Source organism: Acinetobacter sp. SW-226 (assembly GCF_055632855.1).
Genome location: NZ_CM145752.1, coordinates 2,914,629 through 2,937,996, shown reverse-complemented (window position 1 = coordinate 2,937,996; position 23,368 = coordinate 2,914,629). Strand labels below are relative to the sequence as shown.

At 42.5% G+C, this 23,368-nt stretch carries 19 protein-coding genes; 11 read left to right on the top strand and 8 right to left on the bottom strand.

The window, feature by feature from the left end; all coding sequences use genetic code 11:
• The first annotated feature begins 118 nt into the window (after positions 1–118).
• From ACZ8ZH_RS13960 to bioD, 5 genes are all read left to right on the top strand, one after another.
• Positions 119–865: an alpha/beta hydrolase family protein gene (locus tag ACZ8ZH_RS13960; RefSeq protein ID WP_119063798.1), complete on the top strand. Its 747-nt coding sequence runs from the start codon at positions 119–121 to the stop codon at positions 863–865.
• Between the two features lie 105 nt (positions 866–970).
• Complete coding sequence (bioA, locus tag ACZ8ZH_RS13955) at positions 971–2,290, top strand: adenosylmethionine--8-amino-7-oxononanoate transaminase (protein WP_119063734.1); 1,320 nt, start codon at positions 971–973, stop codon at positions 2,288–2,290.
• Positions 2,287–3,444, top strand: a complete 1,158-nt coding sequence (locus ACZ8ZH_RS13950) for an 8-amino-7-oxononanoate synthase (RefSeq protein ID WP_119063735.1) — start codon at positions 2,287–2,289, stop codon at positions 3,442–3,444. The genes bioA and ACZ8ZH_RS13950 overlap by 4 nt, the downstream gene beginning before the upstream one ends.
• Before the next feature lie 7 nt (positions 3,445–3,451).
• Positions 3,452–4,231 carry a malonyl-ACP O-methyltransferase BioC gene (gene bioC, locus ACZ8ZH_RS13945; RefSeq protein ID WP_119063736.1) on the top strand — a complete coding sequence of 260 codons (780 nt, stop codon included), beginning with the start codon at positions 3,452–3,454 and terminating at the stop codon, positions 4,229–4,231.
• A complete protein-coding gene (bioD, locus tag ACZ8ZH_RS13940) occupies positions 4,228–4,881 on the top strand; it encodes a dethiobiotin synthase (protein ID WP_119063737.1) in 654 nt (217 codons plus the stop codon). The genes bioC and bioD overlap by 4 nt, the downstream gene beginning before the upstream one ends.
• Positions 4,882–4,943: 62 nt before the next feature.
• On the opposite strand, the gene ACZ8ZH_RS13935 is transcribed toward bioD, so the two are convergent.
• From ACZ8ZH_RS13935 to ACZ8ZH_RS13915, 5 genes are all read right to left on the bottom strand, one after another.
• Positions 4,944–5,360, bottom strand: a complete 417-nt coding sequence (locus tag ACZ8ZH_RS13935) for an ExbD/TolR family protein (protein WP_119063738.1) — start codon at positions 5,358–5,360, stop codon at positions 4,944–4,946.
• A gap of 18 nt (positions 5,361–5,378) precedes the next feature.
• Positions 5,379–5,804 (bottom strand): ExbD/TolR family protein, encoded by a 426-nt coding sequence (locus tag ACZ8ZH_RS13930; RefSeq protein ID WP_086208733.1) that lies wholly within the window; start codon positions 5,802–5,804, stop codon positions 5,379–5,381.
• Between the two features lie 17 nt (positions 5,805–5,821).
• Positions 5,822–6,703, bottom strand: a complete 882-nt coding sequence (locus ACZ8ZH_RS13925) for a MotA/TolQ/ExbB proton channel family protein (RefSeq protein ID WP_086208732.1) — start codon at positions 6,701–6,703, stop codon at positions 5,822–5,824.
• A gap of 36 nt (positions 6,704–6,739) precedes the next feature.
• Entirely contained in the window at positions 6,740–7,438 is a 699-nt protein-coding gene (locus ACZ8ZH_RS13920; protein ID WP_119063739.1) for an energy transducer TonB, read from the bottom strand.
• Positions 7,439–7,578: 140 nt separating this feature from the next.
• Positions 7,579–10,263, bottom strand: coding sequence for a TonB-dependent receptor (locus ACZ8ZH_RS13915; protein ID WP_086208730.1), 2,685 nt, complete (start codon positions 10,261–10,263; stop codon positions 7,579–7,581).
• A 749-nt stretch (positions 10,264–11,012) separates the two neighbouring features.
• Here ACZ8ZH_RS13915 and ACZ8ZH_RS13910 point away from each other — a divergent pair.
• The 6 genes from ACZ8ZH_RS13910 to ACZ8ZH_RS13885 are packed head-to-tail and all read left to right on the top strand — an operon-like array spanning position 11,013 to position 20,515.
• Positions 11,013–12,812 (top strand): ABC transporter substrate-binding protein, encoded by a 1,800-nt coding sequence (locus ACZ8ZH_RS13910; RefSeq protein ID WP_119063740.1) that lies wholly within the window; start codon positions 11,013–11,015, stop codon positions 12,810–12,812.
• Positions 12,813–12,825: 13 nt separating this feature from the next.
• Positions 12,826–14,634, top strand: a complete 1,809-nt coding sequence (locus ACZ8ZH_RS13905; RefSeq protein WP_110973837.1) for an ABC transporter substrate-binding protein — start codon at positions 12,826–12,828, stop codon at positions 14,632–14,634.
• Between the two features lie 24 nt (positions 14,635–14,658).
• On the top strand, positions 14,659–16,674 hold the full coding sequence (locus tag ACZ8ZH_RS13900) for a M3 family metallopeptidase (protein ID WP_119063741.1): 2,016 nt from the start codon (positions 14,659–14,661) through the stop codon (positions 16,672–16,674).
• An 11-nt stretch (positions 16,675–16,685) separates the two neighbouring features.
• Entirely contained in the window at positions 16,686–17,624 is a 939-nt protein-coding gene (locus ACZ8ZH_RS13895) for an ABC transporter permease (RefSeq protein ID WP_086208726.1), read from the top strand.
• Positions 17,625–17,631: 7 nt separating this feature from the next.
• On the top strand, positions 17,632–18,777 hold the full coding sequence (locus ACZ8ZH_RS13890; RefSeq protein WP_119063742.1) for an ABC transporter permease: 1,146 nt from the start codon (positions 17,632–17,634) through the stop codon (positions 18,775–18,777).
• Between the two features lie 10 nt (positions 18,778–18,787).
• Positions 18,788–20,515 carry an ABC transporter ATP-binding protein gene (locus ACZ8ZH_RS13885; protein WP_119063743.1) on the top strand — a complete coding sequence of 576 codons (1,728 nt, stop codon included), beginning with the start codon at positions 18,788–18,790 and terminating at the stop codon, positions 20,513–20,515.
• A gap of 156 nt (positions 20,516–20,671) precedes the next feature.
• On the opposite strand, the gene rluB is transcribed toward ACZ8ZH_RS13885, so the two are convergent.
• Genes rluB through ACZ8ZH_RS13870 form a run of 3 tightly spaced genes read right to left on the bottom strand, consistent with a single transcriptional unit; the run spans position 20,672 to position 23,201 of the window.
• Positions 20,672–21,778 (bottom strand): 23S rRNA pseudouridine(2605) synthase RluB, encoded by a 1,107-nt coding sequence (rluB, locus tag ACZ8ZH_RS13880; RefSeq protein WP_119063744.1) that lies wholly within the window; start codon positions 21,776–21,778, stop codon positions 20,672–20,674.
• Positions 21,779–21,819: 41 nt separating this feature from the next.
• A complete protein-coding gene (gene scpB / locus ACZ8ZH_RS13875) occupies positions 21,820–22,407 on the bottom strand; it encodes an SMC-Scp complex subunit ScpB (protein ID WP_086208722.1) in 588 nt (195 codons plus the stop codon).
• On the bottom strand, positions 22,407–23,201 hold the full coding sequence (locus ACZ8ZH_RS13870) for a segregation and condensation protein A (protein WP_110973831.1): 795 nt from the start codon (positions 23,199–23,201) through the stop codon (positions 22,407–22,409). The genes scpB and ACZ8ZH_RS13870 overlap by 1 nt, the downstream gene beginning before the upstream one ends.
• Between the last annotated feature and the right edge of the window lie 167 nt (positions 23,202–23,368).

Here is a 23,368-nt window from a genome sequence, read left to right as displayed (position 1 = left end):
GCAAATTTTAAGGCGCTAAAGGGCTGATATTCTCAGATCCAACTCTGAACTTCTTCAGTTCGATTTAGTGCTTATTCAAAAGGCTTGCTTTGCAATGGAGTCTGAGGTTTCATACTGTTTGAAATTTACAGTTTTAGAGTCGGCATTGAATCAACGTATTTTACTCATCACAGGCTGGGGTGGTGGGACCAAGTTACTACAACCTTTGGCTCATGCTTTGCAACACCAAGGGCATACGGTTGAGCTGATCAATATTTTTAATGGATTGGACGCACAGGTGTTGCAGCAACATGCTGAACAAGCCAAAGACTTTGATGTCTTGATCGGTTGGTCTTTGGGGGGGCAACTGGCGACTTTATTGGTTGAGGCTGTGGAAAAGCAGTATCAACAGCAAAAAGTATTAATCACTTTGGCTTCAAATCCGTGCTTTGTGGTGTATGAAAATTGGCCAACCGCGATGAGTCCAGTGACATTTCAAAACTTTAAACAATCCTTCGAAGAAGATGCGATTGCAACCTTAAAGAAATTTGGATTTATGGTGTGCCAAGGGACGGCAACCACCAAGCAAGATTTTTTGCAGTTGCAAAGTTTGCTTCAGCCTCAGTCTTTAGATCTGTTAAAACAGGGACTCAATTGTTTAGAGTATTTAAATACGGTTGAGATCTTACAAAAATATACGGGACATCAACTCCATCTGTTGGCTAAACAAGATTTTTTAGTTAGCTACAAAGTCATGGATAATTTAAAAGCTTTAGGTGCAAATTTTTTAGATGTGATGCTTTTAAGTGGTTCACATGGGCTTCCAGTTTTTCATGCCGATGAAGTAACTGACCAAATCTGCCAATATTTACAAAAAATGGATTAAACAACTTGCTGAGTGGCGAATATCGCAATTTCTTTTTGATGCGCGCAGGTTTAAGATCAGTCAAAATGAAATTTTGCTGTAACTGTAGTCGATATGGAGTTAAGGATGACTAAGATCAATGCCAAATTGGATGCTGAGTTGGATGACTTAGCATTTGATCGAGAACATATTTGGCATCCTTATACCTCGATGACCAATCCGCTTCCCACCTTTAAAGTCAAAAAAGCCTTCGGTTCAACCATTGAACTAGAGGATGGTCGTCAGTTGATTGATGGCATGTCTTCGTGGTGGTGTACCATACATGGCTATAATCATCCTGAACTGAATCAGGCTGTGACGGATCAACTGCAAAACATGTCGCATATTATGTTTGGTGGTTTTAGTCATGATCCCGCCATTCAACTGGGCAAATTACTGTTGCAAATTACCCCGCCAAGTTTAGATAAAATTTTCTATGCAGACTCAGGTTCTGTTGCAGTTGAAGTGGCGTTAAAGATGGCAGTTCAGTATTGGACGTCGCTTGGGAAACAAGGCAAAACCAATTTTGTCACCCCGCGTTCGGGCTACCACGGTGATACATGGAATGCGATGTCGGTCTGTGACCCTGTCACAGGGATGCATCAAATTTTTGGCTCAAGCTTACCCAACCGTATTTTTGTTCCTGCACCGCAAGTTACCTTTGATGCAGCGTGGGATCAAGAGGACATTCGGGAACTTGAAAATACCTTAGCAACACAGCATGAAAGTATCGCCGCGCTGATTATTGAGCCGATTGTTCAGGGTGCAGGCGGGATGCGTTTTTATCATCCTGAGTATTTACGACAGGCCAAATTGCTCTGTGAAAAATATGGTGTTTTACTGATTTTTGATGAAATAGCGACGGGCTTTGGACGAACGGGGAAACTCTTTGCTTGGGAGCATGCACAGGTCGAACCTGACATTATGTGTATGGGTAAAGGTTTGACAGGTGGCTATATGACTTTGTCTGCAACCTTAACCACAAAGCATATTGCTGAGACCATCAGTCGAGGCGAAGCGGGTGTGTTTATGCACGGCCCAACGTTTATGGCCAATCCCTTGGCGTGTGCGGTGGCAGCGAAAAGTACAGAACTCCTCATCTCACAAGATTGGCAAAGCAATATTCAACGCATCGAAACACAACTTCGTACCGCTTTGACCCCGTTGCAGTCACTTGAATATGTACACGAGGTTCGTGTATTGGGTGCTATTGGTGTGGTTGAGCTGACGTTTAATGTGGATATGAAGACCTTACAACAGGAGTTTGTCCGCCGGGGTATTTGGGTGCGACCATTTGGAAAACTGGTTTATGTGATGCCCCCTTATGTGATTACCCCACAGGAACTCAAAACCTTGCTTGAGCAACTGGTTGAAGTAGTCGTACAGATGCAGGAGTCTGTTGTATGAAGCATATAGAGCATTTTGCAGCACAACTGGATGTGCTTAAACAGCAAGGCAATTTACGTCAGTTTACATCCAATGTGCAGCAGGGGCGGATGATTCGAATCCATGATCATGAGATGTTGAATTTGGCATCGAATGATTATCTAGGATTGGCTGCAAATATTGAATTACGAGAGCAGTTTTTCGATGAAACACCGAATGCTCAGCGCTGGATGAGTTCAGCTTCTTCACGTTTATTGACGGGTAATTTTCCTGAATATGAACAGTTTGAGGCTAGCTTAAGTCAGGCTTTTCATGGTCGAGCTGCTTTGGTATTCAACAGCGGCTATCACATGAATATTGGTATTTTACCTGCATTAGCGGACAGTAAAACCTTAATTCTGGCTGATAAATTAATCCATGCCAGCATGATTGATGGTATTCGTTTATCGACAGCGAAGTTGGTACGTTATCGTCATAATGACTTGGCGCATTTAACCCAACTTTTGCAGAAGTATCATGCCGATGATGCTTTTGAGCGAATCATTGTGGTGACCGAGTCCATTTTTAGTATGGATGGTGATGAAACCGATTTGGCTGAACTGGTCCGCATCAAAAAACAGTTTGAAAAAGTCGTGCTCTATGTCGATGAAGCACATGGTATTGGTGTGCGTGGTGAGCAAGGTTTGGGTTGTGCCGAGCAATACCAAGTGATTGATGAGATCGACTTTTTAGTTGGTGCTTTGGGTAAGGCTATGGCTTCAATTGGTGGTTATCTGATTTGTCATCCTGTAATTCGAGACTATCTCATCAATACTATGCGCCCACTGATTTTTAGTACGGCACAACCGCCGATCTGCATGGCATGGAGTAACTTTATCTTGCAACAAGTCTTGCAGTTAAATAATCCACGTCAGCATTTACACAGTATCAGTCAGCGCCTACAGCAAGCAGTTCAGGCCAAAGGTTTTGCTTGTCCTTCAACGTCTCAAATTGTCCCTGTGATCATCGGTGATTCGAGCAAAACGGTGGAGAAGGCGAAAGCTTTGCAACAAGCAGGCTTTTATATTATGCCTGTACGACCACCGACTGTGCCGCAGCATAGTTCTAGGCTGCGTATATCCTTGACCGCTCAAGTTCGCCATACTGATTTAGATCAGTTGATTCAGTTGTTGTGAGTGAGTCGTGAAAAATTCAGAGATTGATAAATCCCAAGTCGCATTGCGCTTTGCTCAGGCAGGGCAAAGTTACACTGAGCATGCGATTGTGCAAAAGCAAATTGCACGACGGCTTTTTGATTTAATTCAACATTATGCCGCTAAAACGCAATTTGAGCGGGTGTTTGAAATTGGTTGTGGTTCAGGAAATTTAAGCCATTTATTGCTGAAAGATTTCCAAATTTCACACTATCTACTGAATGATTTATATCCAGAGGTACAACAACACTTTCAGGGCTATTCAAATATAGACTGGTTGTTGGGTGACATTGAACGGCTCAATTTTCCTGATGCTTTAGAGTTGATTGTGTCGACTTCAGCGCTACAGTGGATGACGGATCTTGATGCTGTTTTCCATAAAGCGAATGACAGTCTGCTTGCACAAGGGTTGTTTTGTTTTTCCACCTTTGGTGAACGGAATTTACAAGAAATTAAGACTTTAACGGGACAAGGCTTAGCTTATTTAAAGCTCGATCAACTACGGGAAAGGTTGCAAAACCAAGGCTTTGACGTTCTACATTTGTCTGAACAAATTGAATACTTAGACTTTGCGACACCGAAACAGGTATTGCAACATTTAAAAGCCACAGGTGTCACGGCAACGGCATCTAACTTTCGTTGGACCAAGCACTCGCTCGAACGTTTTTATCAAGATTATCAACAATTTTCACAACAGGATGCATCAGGGCTGATTCATTATCGCCTGAGCTATCATCCTATTTATTGTATAGCACGGAGAATGCCATGACTGGATCAGTTTACTTCATCAGTGGAATAGATACAGGCATTGGGAAAACCTATACCACAGGCTATTTAGCCAAACTTTGGAATGAACAAGGCAAGAAAACCATTACTCAAAAGTTAGTACAAACGGGCAATGTCGATGTTTCTGAAGACATTGAACAGCACCGTGAAATTATGGGAATGGGTTGGTTTCCAGAGGATGAAAGCAAGCTGACCATGCCTGAAATTTTCACTTATCCAGCATCGCCACACTTGGCCACGAAGCTAGATGGGCGCGAAATTGATTTTGAAAAAATTGAGCGCGCTACACAGCAGCTGGCTGAAAAATATGAAGCGGTGTTATTAGAGGGTGCGGGTGGCTTGATGGTGCCCTTAACCACAGATTTACTCAGTATCGACTATATTGTAGCCAAGCAACTGCCTGTGATTTTGGTAAGTTCGGGGCGTTTGGGCAGTATTAATCATACTCTTTTAAGTTTAGAAGCATTGAAAAACCGTGGTTTAGAGCTCTATGCTTTGGCCTATAACCTAAATGATGAATCTCAGGATGAACTCATTTCTAAAGATACGGCATCTTATTTAAAGGGCTATTTGGCGAAGCATTTTCCACAGGCGTTGTGGATGGATATCCCTGTGTTAAAGTCATCTATATAGTCATAAAAAATAAAAAACCGCTGACCTTAAACGCGGTCAGCGGTTTTTTATGATGCTTTTATTTATTGATTACTTACAACTCCAATTTTTTTCACATCAAGGCGTTGAGCTGCCGCCATAACCATCGCAATGTATTTGTATTCCGTTGCGCGATCAGCTTTTAGCTTAATTTGGTCTTGATCTGTTTTTTGTGCGACCGTTTGTAGTAGTGTTTCTAAGGCTTGCTTCGAATCAACAGGTTGTTCATTCCAAAACATTTTGCCTTGAGCATCTAGACGTAATTCGACAATCTCAGGCGGTTTTTCCTGAGTCGGTGGTGGTGTACCATTGGGTAGATTGATATTAATGGCATTGTTTGGTAGTGGGATTGTGATAATGAACATAATCAACAACACCAACATGACATCAATCAGGGGAGTCATGTTGACATCGAGCATCACATCTTCATCATCTTGATTGGAACCAACATTCATACCCATAGCTGAATCCTTCTTTGATTAAGGTGAAGAGGGCGGTGTGGTGACAAAGGCGATTTTGCCAATACCCGCTTGTTGTGTGGTTGTAATGACTTGGTCAATCGCATCGTATGGCGTCAGTTGATCACCACGAATGTGAACATCAGGTTGCGGTCTTTTTTGTGCCTCCGCCTGTAACCGAGAGAGTAGAGTTGCTTTATCTGCTATGTAGTTTTCATTCCAAAAAATATCCCCATTTTTGTTTACAGCAAGTTGAATATTTTCAGGTTTGGTTTCATAGGGTACATTCTTTTCTTCAGGCAAATTGACTGGTACGGTATGAATCGCAACAGGCACTGTGATGAGGAAAATAATCAGTAAAACCAACATAATATCAACCAATGGTGTGGTATTAATGGTTCCGATTACATCATCATCGCTGTCATTTGAATTAACCGTCATTCCCATGGTTGATTCCTCATTTTTTATTTCATATCACGGTTAATCGGGTTATTAGTACTGATTTCACCACTTAATAGCACTGCATGTAAATCTGAACCAAAGGTACGAACTTCTTCCATTACAGCTTTATTACGACGGGTTAACCAGTTGTAGCCAAGCACAGCGGGAACCGCTACAGCTAAACCAATTGCAGTCATAATTAAAGCTTCACCTACAGGACCTGCAACTTTATCAATAGAGGCTTGACCTGATACGCCAATGGCCGTTAACGCATGATAAATGCCCCAAACCGTACCAAATAAACCTACGAAAGGTGCGGTTGAGCCTACGGTTGCAAGAAATGCCAGTCCGCCACTTAAATGGCTTTGAATTTTGTCGATAGCGCGTTGAATTGAGATGGTGACCCATGTATTAAAGTCGATCCGTTCTAATAACGTGCCTCCGTGGTTTTTTGTCGACTTAATACCTTTCTCTGCAATAAAGCGATACACGCTTGCATCGTCTAAACCTTCAGTTGCACTGTCTAAAGACGTGGCTTCCCAGAAGTTTTTTTCAGCATGCTGGCCTTGTTTACGAATTTTTCCTTGTTGTAAGCATTTGGTGATGATGATGTACCATGTACCAATCGACATAATCACCAAAATAAAAAGGGTCACTTTTGCAACGAGATCCCCTTCTTTCCACATGGCCTCTAAGCCATAAGGGTTATGTGTTTTTTCTACAGTTGAAGATGCTTGTTCAGGTAGTGGTGGGGGAACATGAACAGCAGCTTTATCAATGTTGGCAATTTCTGTTGTAACTGCTGTTGCTTGTGCTTTAGTTTCTTCGGCAAATGTTGTTTGTAACGGAAGTAATGCACTCATTCCAAGCAAGCTTGCTGCGGTAAAATTCTTTAAATTTTTCATTGTGTAACTCCTTATTTCATCTAGATTTTCTTTCAATTATTCGAGGACAAACTCGTATGGAATGTCGAACCAAGCACTTTGTGGTACGCCATCTTTCATTGCAGGTTTAAATGTGCACAAGCTATACGCTTTCGTTGCCGCACGGTCTAAAGTACGGTCACCTGTTGAACGCTTCACTTTGACTTCTTGCGCCTTACCATTGGTATCGACAAAGACCGAAATCAGCACGGTGCCAGAAATGCCACTCATCTCTGCTTCGCGTGGATAGCTTGGAGCTTTGCATCCAGCTTCTCCTTCCGATACTCCACGTGTAACTCCTGCAGGTTTCGGTGTTGGAGTAGGTGCAACGGCTACTGGTGCGGGTGCGGATTCTGGGCTAGGAGACGGGGATACAGCAGTTGGAGTGGGTGTGCTTACAGTCGGTTTAGACACTGGTGTAGAAACTGTTTTTTGTACAGGCACGACTTTTTCAACTGGTTTTGGATCAGGCTGCTGCGCTACTTTTTCCACCATTTTAGGGGGCTCTGGTGGAATTTCTTTAGGTGGCTCTGGCTCAGGTGGCTTGTTGTCTTGCAGAATGACTAATTCAACAGGTTCGGTTGAGGGTTTGATGATGTCTTTTGCTAAGCCTGCCATTAGCACTAAGCCAACAAGGATATGTAAGAAAATTACGACGCCAATACCAGTCAGTTTCTTGGCGGAGTTTTTTTCTAAATCTTCAAACTTTGTGCCCATAGTTACTCCTGAAATTCGAGCTAAATTTGCTGTTTAAATCGTGAACATCACGTTGAAAAGAGCAGTCTGTGTTTAGCCAAAATTGAGAATGAGAAAACATCACCACAGATTGAGTGTTTCAACCTGTGGTGTATGTCTGATTAGAACTTGTACGTACCTCTTAAGTAGAAAGTACGTCCTGTCGGATCGCTGTAACGAGGGTCATAGCCGTATTGGAAGTTATCTAGAACGTTAGATGCTGCAGGCTCTTCATCAAATAAGTTTTTAATTCCACCTGTAAGCTCTAAGTTTTTGAAACCTTTATAGGTGCCTGCAATGTTGTAGAGGGTATAGTCTGAAACTTTGTGGTTATCATAGCCTTCTTCGCCTGTTGCATTCTGGTCGTGGTAACCGCGGAAGAATTGTTGTTCAAAGACCAGTTTCCAGTCTTCATAGCTCCAGTTAATGTTTGCTGTGTGTTTCCAACGCAGTACAGCAGGGTCATCATATGTTCCGACTTTGCCTTCCCATGCACCACCTTTTTCTTCTTGTTTGTCGTATTTGATGATATATGTACCATCAATCCCGAAACCAAACCGTCCTGTAGCTGTCATAGGTGCAAGGTAGTTTAAGGAAAGATCGACACCTTCTGTTTTGATCCCCCCCATATTTACCAGTGTTGTATTAACATATTGGATACGACCTTCTGAATCACGAACAAAACGATCTGCGTACTTTGTTGGATTTTGGAAAATCATGGCATCACTAATGGTGTCAATTAAGCCATCAATTTCGATATTGTAATAGTCAGCTGTAAAGACAAGGTTTTTGATTGGTTCAAAAACGAAACCTGCTGTTATTGTGGTTGATTCTTCGGGTTGTAAGTCTGCTGATCCGCCTTGCATGCGCTTAAATTGAGTATTACATTCTGTTTTGTATTGCGTTGGCGTTGAGTCGATACCATTTGGGCAAAGTACAGGGTCATTGTATTTAGCACCTGTGTAGGTTTGGCTTTGTGGTGCATTAATTTCATATAAGCTTGGCGCGCGGAAGCCTGTACTGTAGGTGCTTCGGAACATTAATTGTTTTAATGGTTCCCAACGTAAACCTACTTTTGGATTGAAGGTGTCGCCAAAGTCGCTGTAGTCATCGTAACGGGCAGCAAGTTGCGCTTCTAAGGTGGAAGTAATGGGAATTTGTAGTTCAGAGAAAACAGCTGTAATGTCACGATCACCTTTACTGACGGGTTTATCTGGGTCAATACCACTGCCTGGGACTAGTCGTACAAGATCTGAGTTTACAGTCGCTTCCCAATCTTGAGTGGTAAAGCTCCCTCCAAAGGCAAAGCCGACATCACCTGCTGGAAGGGTGAAAATAGGACGGCTGATCGTAAAGTCAAATGTAGTTGAATCTAAAGTTGCCTCATTGGTCGTACCGCTGACTTCTAATGAACTCCAAGCATTTGCATCTGCCGAAGCACCAAAGGGATTAATGGTGCCGTTGTCCAAACCCTCTTGAAGTTTGTTTCTATTTAAGTAGCCACTTACAAAACTATCACTTGCTTTACCGTGAGCATAGGTCACACCGCTGTCGATGTTCCAGCCATAAGCTTCGCCTTCAATACCCGCAAAAATACGATGCGATTCATTGGTTGACTTAGAAACACGATTACCTGCTTGTGAGCGGAGGTAGAGTTGTAACGGGTCACCACTTAAGCCATTAACTGCAGGAGTAATACCTTCTCCTGGGTAGTATTGGCTACTTTTCGGAATAGTTACAGATCGGCTATACACATCGGGTGCAATCGAAGTTGTGACTTCATTTTTTGCATATACATATTCTGCAATCGCGTTGAATTGATCACTCAACTTAAATGTCGCTCGTCCAAGCGCAGATAGGTCTTCTGTTTCTGGTTGAATTGCAATCAGGGCTTGGGTGTTTAAAAAGCATAAGCCACCATCTGCAACGACATTGGGTGTGTTATTACAGTTGGCATTGCCATAAGGATTGGCTTGTATGCTACTGGTTGGGTCATAAAAGTTGGCTGGAAAGCCGTTAGCAGAGCTCCCATCAATCCCTAGTTCTGGTAAAAGTCCTCCACGGCGACTGACTTTTCGGTCTTTGGCCATAATTTCTTTAGACTTCTGGTAACTGACAGCGCCATAAACGTTAAAGCCTTGTTCATCTAAATCGCCATAGCCACCAAAGATAGAGACATCGTATTCTTCTCCGCCTTTTTCTTCTGGCTTAAGTGCGCCACCACTGATACCAAAGCCTTCATATTGTTTTTTGGTGATGAAGTTAATCACCCCTGCAATTGCATCTGCACCATAGACCGCAGAGGCACCATCGCGAAGGACTTCAATTCGCTCTACCATTGCCAGTGGAATGGTATTTAAGTTGGTTTCGGATGTACTAAATGGGCTATAGGCTAAGCGACGACCATTTAACAAGACTAAAGTTTTGTCTGAGCCTAGACCACGTAAATTTGCAGTTGAGCCAGAAGTATTACTTGCACCTACGTTTTGAGCCGTACTGTAACCGGCTTGGTTTGCACTAATTTTGGTTAATGCTTCTTCGGCTGTTGTAACACCTTGTTGAGCAAGTTCTTCAACTTTAATGACGGTAATGGGTGAAGAACTTTGAGCTGCGACCCCTTTGATAGAGGAACCTGTGACAGTCACTTTGGCAACTTTTTTAGTTGGTTCTGCTGAGACTGAGCTTTCTGTTTCTTCTGCATGAGCTAAAGACAAACACATCATACTTAAAGTCAGGGTACTTAGTTTAAGTATTGATTTGCTGATGGTTGGGGTCCCCATAGATCGAACAAGTTTGTTTTTTTGCATCGTAAATTCAACCCTTCTTTTTCTATATTTAGCGGTATTGCTGTGCAGGGGGATTGCAAGGCAAATGCCAACTTTTGGTGATATGCAAAAGACTGTGAATTAAGTTATTGGAATATATTGTTTTATTTTATGTTTTGTTATCTTTTATGTAATTTTTCTCCACATTTTGATTAATTGTGGATTTTAAATGGCAAAAAATTACTTATAAATAGATTAAAAAATAGTCATAAAATGATTATTCATATAATAAATGATCTAAAATGAGTCGTCTTTTTTTGAATTTTTAATAAAAAATTCAAAAAATAATTCTATCGCGTATTTTATTTTAATTAAATTAAAACAGTATCTTATGTATAACATTAGGCTTTTTATTCTAACTTGTAATGTTCATATTTGAATCATTGGTGTATTAAATCTGTGCAACAGTTTATGTAAAGTGAATATTTAAAAATGGCTACTAATTGGCAAAATGTATCTTGGTGTTTTTAGCGCAATTTTTATAACTAATTAATAAGCATGTATTTTTCCTGCAAAATGTTAAATTAGAATCATAAAAAAATGAGCGTGGCATGATATTCGCTTTATCGCTGTGGTGAATAGATACCCATGGTTGTTTTTTATTTTTAAAAACTAAAATTTAATTTATAAAACATGGGCTTGTGTTTATTTTTTTTTGTCGGTGTGATGTTGGGAGAAAGAACACTGACAAATTGACCATGCTTTGCATGAGATAACATGGCTTAAAAAATATGTGTATAGGTACGGACTTGAATTCAAAAAATTTTAAGGTTGCTGCTTTATCCCTTGTGATAGGTTTCGGTGTTTCCGCTTATGCAAAGTCACCTGCGGATCCAAATAAAATATTAAATATTGCCTATGAAGCCCCCGATGATGGTTTTGATACGGTTAAAACTTATAATTTCTATAGTGGTAGTATTGCCCAAGCCATTTTTGAACCGCTTTTAAAATACGATTATTTGGCGCGTCCTGCTCAATTGGTTCCAAATACCGCAGTGTCGATGCCAAAAATTGAGCAAGAGGGCAAAGTCTATACGTTTAGAATTCAGCCCAAGATTTATTTCAGTGATGACGCGGCATTCAAAGCAAAGCCCCGGGAATTGGTTGCGCAGGATTATATTTATTCCATGATGCGGATTATGGACCCGAAAAATCGCTCGCCGACTTATTCATTTATTGAAGGCAAGATTGTCGGTGGAGATGCTGCTGTTGCCCAAGCCAAGAAAACAGGTCAGTTTAATTATGATGCTACGATTTCTGGCCTAAAGGCGATTGATAAATACACACTACAAATCACATTAACCCGTCCAGACTATAACTTTCCCTATATCTTGGCTTATGCCACATTTGGCGGAACAGCACGGGAAGTAGTGGAGTTTTATGGGGATCGAATTGCGCAGCATCCAGTGGGGACAGGACCTTATCAGTTGAGTAAATATGTACCGCGGAGTCGTATTGAGCTGGTGGCTAACCCGAAATACCGTGGTTTTATTTGGAACTTTAAACCTACAGGTTCGAGTTGGGACAAGCGTCTGGCCAAAGAGATGCAAGGCAAAAAAATGCCGCAAATTGGTAAAGTCAATGTCAGTATTATTGAAGAAGAGCAGTCACGTTGGCTTGCATTTAAATCGGGACAACTCGACTTTGATAAACTCACGTCCAATGCGGTGCCACAAGCCTTGAATGGTAAGCAACTCAAACCTGAACTGGTCAAGCAGGGCATTCAGCATTTCCCCAATAAAGACGCTGAAATCACCTACACCATGTTTAATATGCAAGATCCTACAGTTGGTGGTTTTGGGCTTGAAAAAATTGCATTAAGACGCGCGATTAGTTTGGCCTATAACCAAGCAGAAGCCATTAAACAACTGTATAAAGGGCAGGCAGTGAAGTCTGAAATGTTGGTACCTGAGGGGGTACAAGGTTTTAATCCCAACTATCGCAGCAGCGTGGCTTATAACCCGCTCTTGGCGAATAAATTACTGGATCGTTTCGGTTATAAAAAAGCGGCAGATGGTTATCGCAGCCTACCCAATGGTCAACCTCTAACGCTCAAGTTTATGACCGAAAATAGTTCCAGTTCCGTGATTCAGTCTGAACTGTGGAAGAAAAATTTAGATGCCATTGGTATCCGTGCTGATTTTATCGTGAGTAACTTTGCCGATAACTTAAAAGCTGCGATGCAATGTAAATATATGGTTTGGGGTGGGGCTTGGATTGCGGATTATCCTGAAGGGGAAAACTTTGCTCAACTGCTGTATGGACCCAATTCGGCGCAGGGTAATCTCAGTTGCTACCAGTCCAAAGCCTATGATGCACTTTATATACAGGCGATGGCACTCCCACCACCTCAGCGACAACCATTTTATGAAAAACTCAGTCGCCAAATTGAAGCGGATAATCCATGGATTATTCATAACAGTCGCATTCGAAATTGGTTGTTACATCCACAAGTTCAGGGGTTTAAAGCCCATCCGATGATGAATACCAACTGGCAATATCTTGATATTCAGCCCATAAAAAATAATTGAGATATCGAACACAATGAAAAATCTAAATCAGAAATTTAAACGATGGGGGCTGAGCATTCTGGCAGGCAGCATTCTGCTGAGTAGTTCAGTTTCCAGTTTTGCACAAAGTCCTGCCGACCCGAAAAAAGTTTTACGTTATGTTTTTCCTGTAGCTGAAACAGGCTTTGACCCTGCGGGCGTGCATGACTTGTACTCTGCACATGTTAACGGTTCGATTTTTGAAACTTTATTTACTTACGATTATTTGGCCTCACCTGCGAAATTGGTACCACGAACAGCTGTGGCTTTACCTGAGGTGAGTGCAGATGGATTGACCTATACCATTCGTTTGCAAAAGGGGATTTATTTTGCTGCTGACCCCGTGTTTAAAGGTAAAAAGCGTGAGCTGACTTCGGCCGATTATGTATATACCTTTAAGCGTTTACTGGATCCGAGCTTGCGTTCACCCAACAGTTGGTTGCTCGATGGGCGAATCTTGGGGATGGAGGCTTTGCTGAAACAAGCACAGAAAACAGGGAAATTCAATTACGACCAACCTATCGCAGGCTTACAAACACCAGACCGTTATACCTTGGTCATTCGTCTGACCAGCCCCGATCAGAACTTTCCAATGTTGCTTGCGCATCAGCCTGCAGGTGCAGTTGCACGGGAAGTCATCGAAAAATATCGTGACAAAGCGGGTTTTGTGATGGGGCATCCAATAGGCACTGGGCCTTATATGCTCAGCCGTTGGACGCCAGGTTCAAGGATTATTTTAAAGGCGAATCCTGATTTCCGTAGTTTTGTTTGGAACTTTAAAGCCAGTACGCCTGAAGACCAAAAAATCGTCAAAGCTATGCAAGGCAAAAAGATGCCACAAATAGGGGTGATTGATATTCAAGTGATGGAAGAGGGTCAGTCTCGATGGTTGTCATTTATTAAAGATGAAGTAGATTTATTTGCCCTTGATGGTGAGCTGACGGTTCAGGCCCTACAAGATGGGAAACTAAAACCTGAGTTGGTTAAGAAAGGCGTACAGTTGTCAAGGATCACGGACCCTTCGATTGACTATCATTATTGGAATATGCAAAACCCAGTGGTTGGCGGTTTAAGTAAAGATAAAATTGCCCTGCGCCGTGCTATGGCGATGGCTTTTTCAGCCGATAACTATATCAATATTTTACAAAAAGGTGATGCGCAAAAACTGCAAGCACCGATTCCAAGTGGTGTCATTGGTTACGATCCCAATTATCGAAGTAGCATTCCTTATTCAGTCAAAGCAGCAAATTTATTGTTAGATCGTTATCACTATAAAGTTGCTGCTGATGGTTGGCGTACTCAGCCGAATGGCAAACCTTTGCTGATTGAGATGACACTTTCGGGTAATAATTTACGCAGTCAACAACAGGCCGAGTTTTGGAAAAAAACTTTAGATAGCATCAAAATCAAAATGACCACCAAGTCTCTGCCTTTTGCTGAAGCTTTGAAATTAGAAAAACAATGTAAAACCATGTTTAAGGCATCAGCATGGATAGCAGACTACCCAGATGCAGATAACTTTATGCAGTTGTTTTATGGCAAGAACATCAAAATCACCAACAATGGCTGTGCCAAAATTCCTGAATATGACCGCTTATATGAACAAGCTCAGAAGATGACACCGAGTCCAGAACGCGATGCAATCTACGCCAAAATGTCACGCCTGCTGGAAGTGTATATGCCTGTGCAGGTGATTGGCGCGCGTTATCGAAATATCTTGGCACAACCGCGTGTGATTGGATTTAAAAAGCATCCCATACTGCCAGCAGAATGGATGTATATAGATATTGATTTGAAGAAATAGAAATTAAATAAAACTGGAGTCATGATGAAAAAGCAACATTTTAAATTCACCGCATTGTGCATGTTGGGCCTAGGGATGAATCAGATGGCTTTGGCTGAAACAGCACAGCGCCAAACCTTGCCGAGCTTTCAAGCCAAAGATATCCCTGCGCTGTGTAATGCCAAAATTGCGGATGTGAAAAAGCAACTCAAAGCGTTTGAAAATAAGCCCCTTAAAAACGAAACGGCAGCAGCGCCTGTATTGGCTGAATGGGATCGTATTTTTGCATCATTTGAAGATTTTTACGGCCCGATTGGTCTGTATAGCAATGTTGACCCTGATGAGGCACTGCGTAAAGCGGCTGAAGACTGTGAAATTAAAATTAGCCAATTCCAAACCGATGTTTATCAAAATCCAAAGCTATATCAACAAATTAAAAAAGTTAAAATTGCTGATCCAATTGAAGCCAAGTTCCGTGAAGATATTTTGGAAGGTTTTGAAAAAACAGGGATACAGCTTTCAGCAGATAAACAAGCACGCTTAAAAGCGATTTTTGATGAACTGGCAAAAATTGAACAAGAGTATGCACGTAATGTACGTGATAATCCTGAAAAACTCGAATTTACCCCTGATGAGCTAAAAGGCCTGCCACAAAGTTATATCGACGGCTTAAAGAAAAATGACAAGGGTAATTATTTACTCGGGTTTGAGTATCCAGATTATCGTCCTTTTATGGAGTTGGCAGATAACGATGACGCACGTAAGCGTTATCAAATTGCATTTACCCGACGTGGTGGTGAGAAAAATCTAGCGCTGCTGAAGCAAGCCATGGACTTACGTTATGAGCTAGCACAACTGTTTGGTAAGTCCAGTTATGCCGAGTGGGTACTACAAAGTCGGATGGCGAAAAACCCTGAAACCGTGAATAAATTCTTGGCAGAGGTACATGCTACCGTAGCACCCCTAGAGAAAAAGGAAGTTCAGACTTTACGTGAGTTTAAAGCACAAAGTTTAAATATCCCTATTGAGCAAGCCAGTATTGAGCGTTGGAGCGAAGCATATTGGAGTGAAAAATTACGCAAAGCCAAGTATCAGGTCGACCAAGAGCAACTACGTCAGTATTTCCCAACTCAAGCTTCTCAAGATTGGTTATTTGCCATTTCTGAAAACTTGTATGGCATCAAGTTTAAGCCTGTCCAAGTCGAGGTTTGGCAAGATGAAGTGGAATATTACGATGTGACCGATGCCAAGACTGGGCAACTGCTCGGTGGCTTATATATGGATAAATTTCCACGTAAAGGTAAATATGGACATGCTGCTGTGTGGGGCGTTTATGGCGGCAGTAGCCTAACTGGACGCAAACCGATTTCAGCACTGGTCACTAATTTTAACCGCAATGGTTTAAATAGCGATGAGTTAGAAACTTTTGTACATGAGTTTGGTCATGCGTTGCATGGCATTTTATCCAACACACGGTTTTCATCTCAGTCAGGAACTTCGGTTGAGCGAGACTTTGTCGAAGCACCTTCACAAATGTATGAGGAATGGGCGCGACGTAAAGAGACATTGTCCAAGGTGGCAGATTACTGTAAACCTGACTGCCCACGCGTGGATGATGCATTGATTACTAAGCTCAATGCCGTGCATAGCTATGGACGCGGTTTACATTATGCACGTCAGACTTTGTATGCACAGTATGATATGGCATTACATGGTCGTGATGCGCTAGACGTTCAGCCCTTAAAGGTTTGGGAAAAAATGGAAGGCGAAACGGCCTTGGGTTATGTTCCAACCACCGAGTTTCCGGGGCAGTTTGGTCACATCATGGGCGGTTATCAAGTCGGGTATTACGGTTATATGTGGTCAGAAGTGATGGCGTTGGACATGCTTTCAGCCTTTGGTGATAACTTAAATAACCCTGAAGTGGGGCAGCACTATCGTCAAACGATTTTGTCCCAAGGGGGGCAAAAACCTGCCAAAGCATTGGTCAAAGACTTTTTGGGTCGTGAGCCTGATAACAAAGCCTTTTTCGATGAAATTACTGGTCAACGGGTGAAATAAGGGGCATTTTTATGCTGGCATATATTATTCGCCGAATTTGGCAAATGATCCCGACTATGCTTGGGGTGGTGTTGCTGATTTTCTTCTTGTTTAACTGGGTAGGTGGTGACCCTGCCTATATTTTGGCAGGGAAAATGTCGAACCCTGAACAGATTGAAAATATCCGACAGCAGCTTGGGGTCGATCAGCCCTATTATGTGCAACTGTGGATTTTCATTAAGCAGATTTTGACTTTTGATTATGGGCTGAGTTGGAGTACAGGGGAGTCAGTATCGCAAATCATTACGACACGACTCGGGCCTTCGCTGACTTTGCTCATTCCACTGACGATTTTACAGACCATCATTTCTATTGTGTTGGCTTTGGCGGTAGCAGCGGTGCGCGGCAGTTTAACAGATCGTATGGTGATGATGCTGTGTACGATTGGCATGTCGATCAGTATCTTGGTGTATATCATTGTTTTCCAGTATGTCTTTGCCTATCAGTTGAGCTGGTTTCCAGTCCAAGGCTGGAGTGATAGCTTTGGCGAAAACCTCTTTAAATATGCTTTATTGCCTATTCTGATCATGTTGGTGGTCAGTATTGCCCCGACTTTAAGGTTGTATCGTAGTTTTGTTTTGGATGAGGTTAATCAAGACTATGTTCGTACTGCACGTGCCAAAGGGATTGGTGAACGGCGCATTTTAGGTGTGCATGTGCTACGTAATGCATCAATCCCGATTATTACAGACGTGATGGCAAGTTTGCCTGCTTTGCTGATTGGTGCATTTTTGATTGAGCGTTTCTTTGGTATTCCGGGCATTGGTCGTGAAGTCATTATTGCGGTAGAGCGTAGTGATTTTCCTGTGATTAAAGCCATTACTGTGTACGTTGCCCTCGCAACGATGTTTTTCAACTTGATTGCCGATTTGATTTATAAATGGGTCGATCCTCGCGTACAGTTGAAGTAGGTGAATTATGCTCAGTGTTCTCACTAAAAGAAAACCAGATACTGCTGAACCTGCAACAGCGTCTACAGGGCTATGGCAACTCGCTATGTGCCGATTAAAACGCGATCGCATCGCCATGTTTTCACTTCTGATCGTGTTGTTTTATTTGGTGCTTTTAATTTTGTCATCGACTGGCTTAATTGCAAAAGACTGGAATAAAGAAGTCGCTGTGAGTTATGCACCGCCTACGTTTATCGGGGCAGCTGTAGTGCCACTCCCGCAAAGCGAAGCGCAAAAAGTCGAAGCGGCTGTGCCTGAAAACCCTGTTGATCCTTTGAAAGATGTGATTCGTGAGCTCAATGCAGAAATTGCTGCAGAACAGGGTGTAGGTGGTGCTATTGATTACTATGGGGTTGTTGATCCTTTAGCCGAAGACATGAAAGCGATTGACCAAGCCTTGGATGGGCATTTGTTGGATCAGCAAGCGGAACTCAAGCCAAGCTTGGTTTTAGGTGCCGACAAATGGGGACAGAGTGTTTTATTGAAAACCATTAAAGGTGCAGAAACATCAATTATTGTTGGCTTGGTCGCCGCTTTTCTTGCTGTCGTGATTGGTACCGTTCTAGGTGCCATTTCTGGCTATTTTGGTGGCTGGGTCGATGATGTCTTGAACTGGTTTTATAACATTTTTACCTCGATTCCTTATTTGCTCTTGGTGCTAGCGATTGCCGCAGTACTACAACAAAAAGGCATTTTATCCATTGTTTTGATTTTGGGTTTAACGGGGTGGACGGGGGTATATCGTTTAATTCGTGCTGAATATATGAAGCATACTTCGCGGGAATATGTGCTGGCGGCAAAGGCAATTGGGGTGAGTCATAGCCGACGTATCTTTGTGCATATATTTCCCAATGTCAGTCATATTGCACTGGTTCAAATGTCAATTTTAGTGGTGGCCTTTATTAAGTCAGAAGTGATTTTGAGCTTCCTTGGTTTTGGTGTCCCAGTTGGTGTGGTGTCATGGGGCAGTATGTTGAATGAAGCGCAAAGTGAGTTGATTTTAGGCAAGTGGTGGCAGTTAGCGGCTGCTTCTGTAGCAATGGCGGTTCTGGTCACTGCATTTTCAATGTTTACTGATGCATTGCGTGATGCATTAGACCCAAAACTGAAATAGGAGCATGAGAATGTCTGAACTCAATGATATGACAGCGCCAGCCTTACTTCAGGTGGAAAACTTGCGTGTCAGCTTTAAAAATGAAGAAAAGCAGTACATTGAAACGGTCAAAGGCATCAGTTTTAGTATTCCAGTGAATACTACTGTGGCCTTGGTTGGGGAGTCCGGGAGTGGGAAGTCGGTCACATCGCTAGCCACCATGGGGCTGTTACCTACAGAAAGCAGTCAAATTGCTTTGGACAGTAAAATTCTGTTTGAGGGGCAAAACCTACTCGATTTACCACGCCGTGAAATGCGGAAAAAGTGTGGTAAAGATATTGCCATGATTTTTCAGGAACCGATGTCATCCTTAAATCCAGTGTTTACGGTGGGTTCACAAATAGCCGAAATTTTGCAGTTGCATTTGGGCATGAGTCGTAAGCAAGCACGTGCACGTGCTTTAGAACTCTTGATAGAAGTTGGAATTCCATCTCCTGAAACCAAGATTGATGCTTATCCGGGACAGTTGTCAGGAGGACAGCAGCAGCGCGTCATGATTGCCATGGCGATTGCCTGTAAACCCAAACTCTTGATTGCCGATGAACCGACGACAGCGTTGGATGTCACTATTCAAAAGCAAATTTTGGAGTTGCTGGAGTCTTTGCGGAAGAAGCACCACATGTCAATGCTGTTTATTACCCATGATTTGGCTTTGGTTGGGGAAATTGCAGATCAGGTAATCGTGATGCGGCATGGGCAAATTCGTGAACAAGGCTGGGTGAAAGATGTGCTTGAACACCCTCAAGATATCTATACTAAAGCGTTGTTGCACTGTCGCCCACAGCTATCTAAACGACCAATGCGTTTACCGATGATCAGTGACTTTATGCAGCAAAAGGGTGATGACTATATTGAAACGCATACTTTAGATGTTGATCAGTTACAACAAAGAACACGAGGTTTAACAGGCCAAGAAGAGATCATTTTAGATGTACGTGATCTTAAAAAGTCATTCTTTAGTCGAAAAGGATTGTTCGGTAAGGATGAATTTCAAGCGGTCAAAGGTGTTACTTTTCAGTTAGCAAAAGGCAAGACTTTAGGTTTAGTGGGGGAGTCTGGTTCGGGGAAAACCACGATTGGGTTGTTACTCATGCGGTTACAGGAGGCAACAGGTGGTAAAGCTTTGTTTCAAGGACGCGATTTGCTGTCGATGACAGAAAAAGAGTTTGCTCAGTATCAACGCAAGATTCAAATTATTTTCCAAAATCCCTATGCATCACTCAATCCACGCTTTACTGTTGGGCAGATTTTGATGGAACCAATGCAGGTACATGGGATCGGGGCGGATGATATTGAACGCAAACAGATGGCGTTGGATCTGTTGGAGCGCGTGAGCTTACCTGCACAGGCTTTTTATCGTTATCCGCATGAGTTTTCTGGTGGGCAACGTCAGCGTATTGCAATCGCGCGTTGCCTAACTTTAAAACCTGAAATTCTGATTTGTGATGAGTCAGTTTCTGCGTTGGATGTCTCGGTACAAGCCCAAGTATTGAATTTGCTGCAAGACTTACAGGATGAGTTTGGTCTAAGTTATATCTTTATTTCACATGACTTGTCTGTAGTGAAATATATTTCAGATCAAATCATGGTTTTGAATCATGGTGATTTGGTGGAAATAGCCAATTCAGATGATTTGTACCAGTCACCACAGCATGATTATACCAAGCGCTTGCTTAGTGCTATCCCGCAGGGAGTGTAGTGAAGAGGGAGTGGGATAATGAAACGCTCAATAAATTGGGCGTTTTTATGAGGGTTTACATCTTCTTCGCACTTCGGAACACAAAGTGATCTTATTGCACCGTAAACACATATAAAAAGAGCCACTCGAAAGTGGCTCTAATTTTGACTTTAGAAATTAAAATTTCTTAAAGCTTTTATTTCCAAAAGGTTTACGAGGTGCATTTTCGTCACGTGTATCACGCTGACCATAGGTGCCTTTGTTGCCAAAGTTGTCTGGACGACTGTCGCGCTGTGCATAGCCTGAGTTTTGACGTGGTTCACGTTGACCATAAGCCGCTTGCATATTGTCTTGACGGCGCTGGCTGTGACCATTTGGATTTTCACGGCGTTCGCGGTTGAAAGCTGGCTTCGCTTGTTGTTGGCCTTCATCTTCATTGTCACGGCGCTGCTGACGTAAGAAACCACCACGACGTGCAGCCATTGGTTTTTCTTGCATACGTTCAGTACGACGTTTTGCCATGCCGTATAAGCCAGTGCCTTGACGTGGTTTCAACTCAACCGCTTTGGTTAAGTTGTCGATGTCGTTTTTGTCCAACTCCATCCAACGACCCGTACGTAATTCACGCGGTAAAATAACCGTGCCATAACGTGTACGGAGTAGACGGCTGACTTTTAAACCTTGCGATTCAAAAATACGACGTACTTCGCGGTTACGACCTTCTTTTACCACCACTTGATACCAACGGTTAATCCCTTCACCGCCAATTTCAGAAAATGACTCAAACTTCGCTGGGCCATCATCTAACACCACGCCTTTGAGCATATTGTTCTTAATTTGCGGAGTCACTTCACCCATAACACGTACAGCATACTCACGTTCAACTTCGTTTGATGGGTGCATCAAGCGGTTTGCCAGCTCACCATCATTCGTGAACAATAGTAGACCTGTTGAGTTGATATCCAGACGACCTACCATCACCCAGCGATCATTCGCGATTGCAGGTAATTGATCAAATACTGTTGGACGTGACTCAGGGTCATTGCGTGAACAAATTTCGCCCTCTGGTTTATAGTAAATCAGAACACGACGACGAATCTCGTCTTCAATTTGGAACGATACTTTACGACCATCGATGCGAAGCTCATCACCTGGTTCAATACGTTCGCCTACTTGGGCAACTTGGCCGTTGACACTCACACGACCTGCGGCAATGACTTCTTCCATATAACGGCGAGAACCCAAACCGACTCGTGCGAGTACCTTTTGCAACTTTTCACTCATGACAGCATAACCTTAGAAATTATCATCAACAGTTCACCTATTTACGACTTCGGTGCATTCGCATCGAGCGCCATAAAAGCTTCCTTGGCATCCTGCAGGGGAGGCAACTGGCCTAAAGAACTTAAGCCAAATGCATTTAAAAATTGAGGCGTCGTAACTAACAACGCAGGTCTTCCTGGGAGTTCACGAAAACCAGATTCTTTAATCCAGTTCCAATCAAATAACGTTCGTAACAGTTGACTGTTATTTGAGACTCCTCGAATTTGTTCTATATCCGCTCGAGTGACGGGTTGATGATATGCAACCACGGCCAACATTTCGAGTAGCGATGGCGAGAGACGAGTTGGTCGCTCGGGCCACGTTTGTGCAACGATTTGACGGTATTTTGCTCGAACTTGAAAACGAAAACCTTGAGCAGTTTCAATTAGTTCGATTGACCGACCATGTTGTAGCATGGCAAGTTGTTGTAAAAACTGGCGTAAATCTTGTTTACTGTATTGATTTTGGAACGATTCTTTTAAACGTGCAAGTGATACAGGTGCATCACTTGCAAAAATAATCGCTTCCAGTTGCATCACTACTTCATGTAAATTGTCTTCATTGGATACAGGAGTCGTTGTGTCTTGCATTATTTTTTCACTCCTTGTATTGAAAGCGGGGCTTCAACGCCAGAACTTACAATTTGAATCCGCTGTTGACGAGTTAATTCTAAAATGGCCATAAACGTCACAACCATACCCATACGACCTTGAATGGGACGCAGTAAAGACTCAAAAACTAAAACTTCACCTGAAGCGACTTTACTTTCAATAAACGCCATGCGCTCTTCAAGTAAAACTGGTTCTTGTGCAATTTGATGGGTGATGGGCTCAGGTCGGTTAAACACGCAGAATAAGGCATCACGCAGCTGTTGCACATCATGACCATCATTCTGATCCAGAGTTTGGCCTAAGCTGACATTGGTTGAGAAGGTATCTCGTTCTAAAATAGGCATTTGCCCCAAGCGCTCAGCCGCCTGTTTAATCCGTAAATACGTTTCTAAGCGATCAATCAGTTCTTGTTTCGGATCTTTTTCGATTTGAATCGCATTCGGAGCTTTGGGTAAAAGCAGGCGTGACTTTAAATCTGCCAATAGTGCAGCCATCACCATATAGTCAGCAGTCAGCTCAATGTTCAGCGACTTCATGGCATCCATATAAGACAGGTATTGCGCGGCAATGGGGGCAATATCTAACTGTAATAAGTCAAAGCCGTTTTTTTGAATCAGGTAAATTAAAAAGTCGAGTGGTCCTTCAAAATGCTCAAGGAGAATTTCAAATGCAGCAGGAGGAATATATAAATCCTCAGGAATGGAGTCATGCCACTCATCCATCACACGGATTTGCGGAAGATCTTCCATAGCATTATGGACGGATTGATTCATTACAGTTATTGGCCACGCGAATTTTCAAAAGCATGTATAGGCTTATTTAACGATCTCGCATCGAATAAAAAGCATGGAAATTGATTCACATTAGTTTAAATGAAAATGACTATTAAATAAATTGCTCGGACGCCCGAAAACAGAAAAAACCATGAAAAATACTAGGG

What these genes read in the sequence shown, in the direction of transcription:
- bioA (WP_119063734.1), top strand. Translation starts at nt 971, where the DNA reads ATGACTAAGATCAATGCCAAATTGGATGCTGAGTTGGATGACTTAGCA.
- ACZ8ZH_RS13950 (WP_119063735.1), top strand. Translation starts at nt 2,287, where the DNA reads ATGAAGCATATAGAGCATTTTGCAGCACAACTGGATGTGCTTAAACAG.
- bioD (WP_119063737.1), top strand. Translation starts at nt 4,228, where the DNA reads ATGACTGGATCAGTTTACTTCATCAGTGGAATAGATACAGGCATTGGG.
- ACZ8ZH_RS13935 (WP_119063738.1), bottom strand. Translation starts at nt 5,360, where the DNA reads ATGGGTATGAATGTTGGTTCCAATCAAGATGATGAAGATGTGATGCTC.
- ACZ8ZH_RS13930 (WP_086208733.1), bottom strand. Translation starts at nt 5,804, where the DNA reads ATGGGAATGACGGTTAATTCAAATGACAGCGATGATGATGTAATCGGA.
- ACZ8ZH_RS13925 (WP_086208732.1), bottom strand. Translation starts at nt 6,703, where the DNA reads ATGAAAAATTTAAAGAATTTTACCGCAGCAAGCTTGCTTGGAATGAGT.
- ACZ8ZH_RS13920 (WP_119063739.1), bottom strand. Translation starts at nt 7,438, where the DNA reads ATGGGCACAAAGTTTGAAGATTTAGAAAAAAACTCCGCCAAGAAACTG.
- ACZ8ZH_RS13915 (WP_086208730.1), bottom strand. Translation starts at nt 10,263, where the DNA reads ATGCAAAAAAACAAACTTGTTCGATCTATGGGGACCCCAACCATCAGC.
- ACZ8ZH_RS13910 (WP_119063740.1), top strand. Translation starts at nt 11,013, where the DNA reads ATGTGTATAGGTACGGACTTGAATTCAAAAAATTTTAAGGTTGCTGCT.
- ACZ8ZH_RS13905 (WP_110973837.1), top strand. Translation starts at nt 12,826, where the DNA reads ATGAAAAATCTAAATCAGAAATTTAAACGATGGGGGCTGAGCATTCTG.
- ACZ8ZH_RS13900 (WP_119063741.1), top strand. Translation starts at nt 14,659, where the DNA reads ATGAAAAAGCAACATTTTAAATTCACCGCATTGTGCATGTTGGGCCTA.
- ACZ8ZH_RS13895 (WP_086208726.1), top strand. Translation starts at nt 16,686, where the DNA reads ATGCTGGCATATATTATTCGCCGAATTTGGCAAATGATCCCGACTATG.
- ACZ8ZH_RS13890 (WP_119063742.1), top strand. Translation starts at nt 17,632, where the DNA reads ATGCTCAGTGTTCTCACTAAAAGAAAACCAGATACTGCTGAACCTGCA.
- ACZ8ZH_RS13885 (WP_119063743.1), top strand. Translation starts at nt 18,788, where the DNA reads ATGTCTGAACTCAATGATATGACAGCGCCAGCCTTACTTCAGGTGGAA.
- rluB (WP_119063744.1), bottom strand. Translation starts at nt 21,778, where the DNA reads ATGAGTGAAAAGTTGCAAAAGGTACTCGCACGAGTCGGTTTGGGTTCT.
- scpB (WP_086208722.1), bottom strand. Translation starts at nt 22,407, where the DNA reads ATGCAAGACACAACGACTCCTGTATCCAATGAAGACAATTTACATGAA.
- ACZ8ZH_RS13870 (WP_110973831.1), bottom strand. Translation starts at nt 23,201, where the DNA reads ATGAATCAATCCGTCCATAATGCTATGGAAGATCTTCCGCAAATCCGT.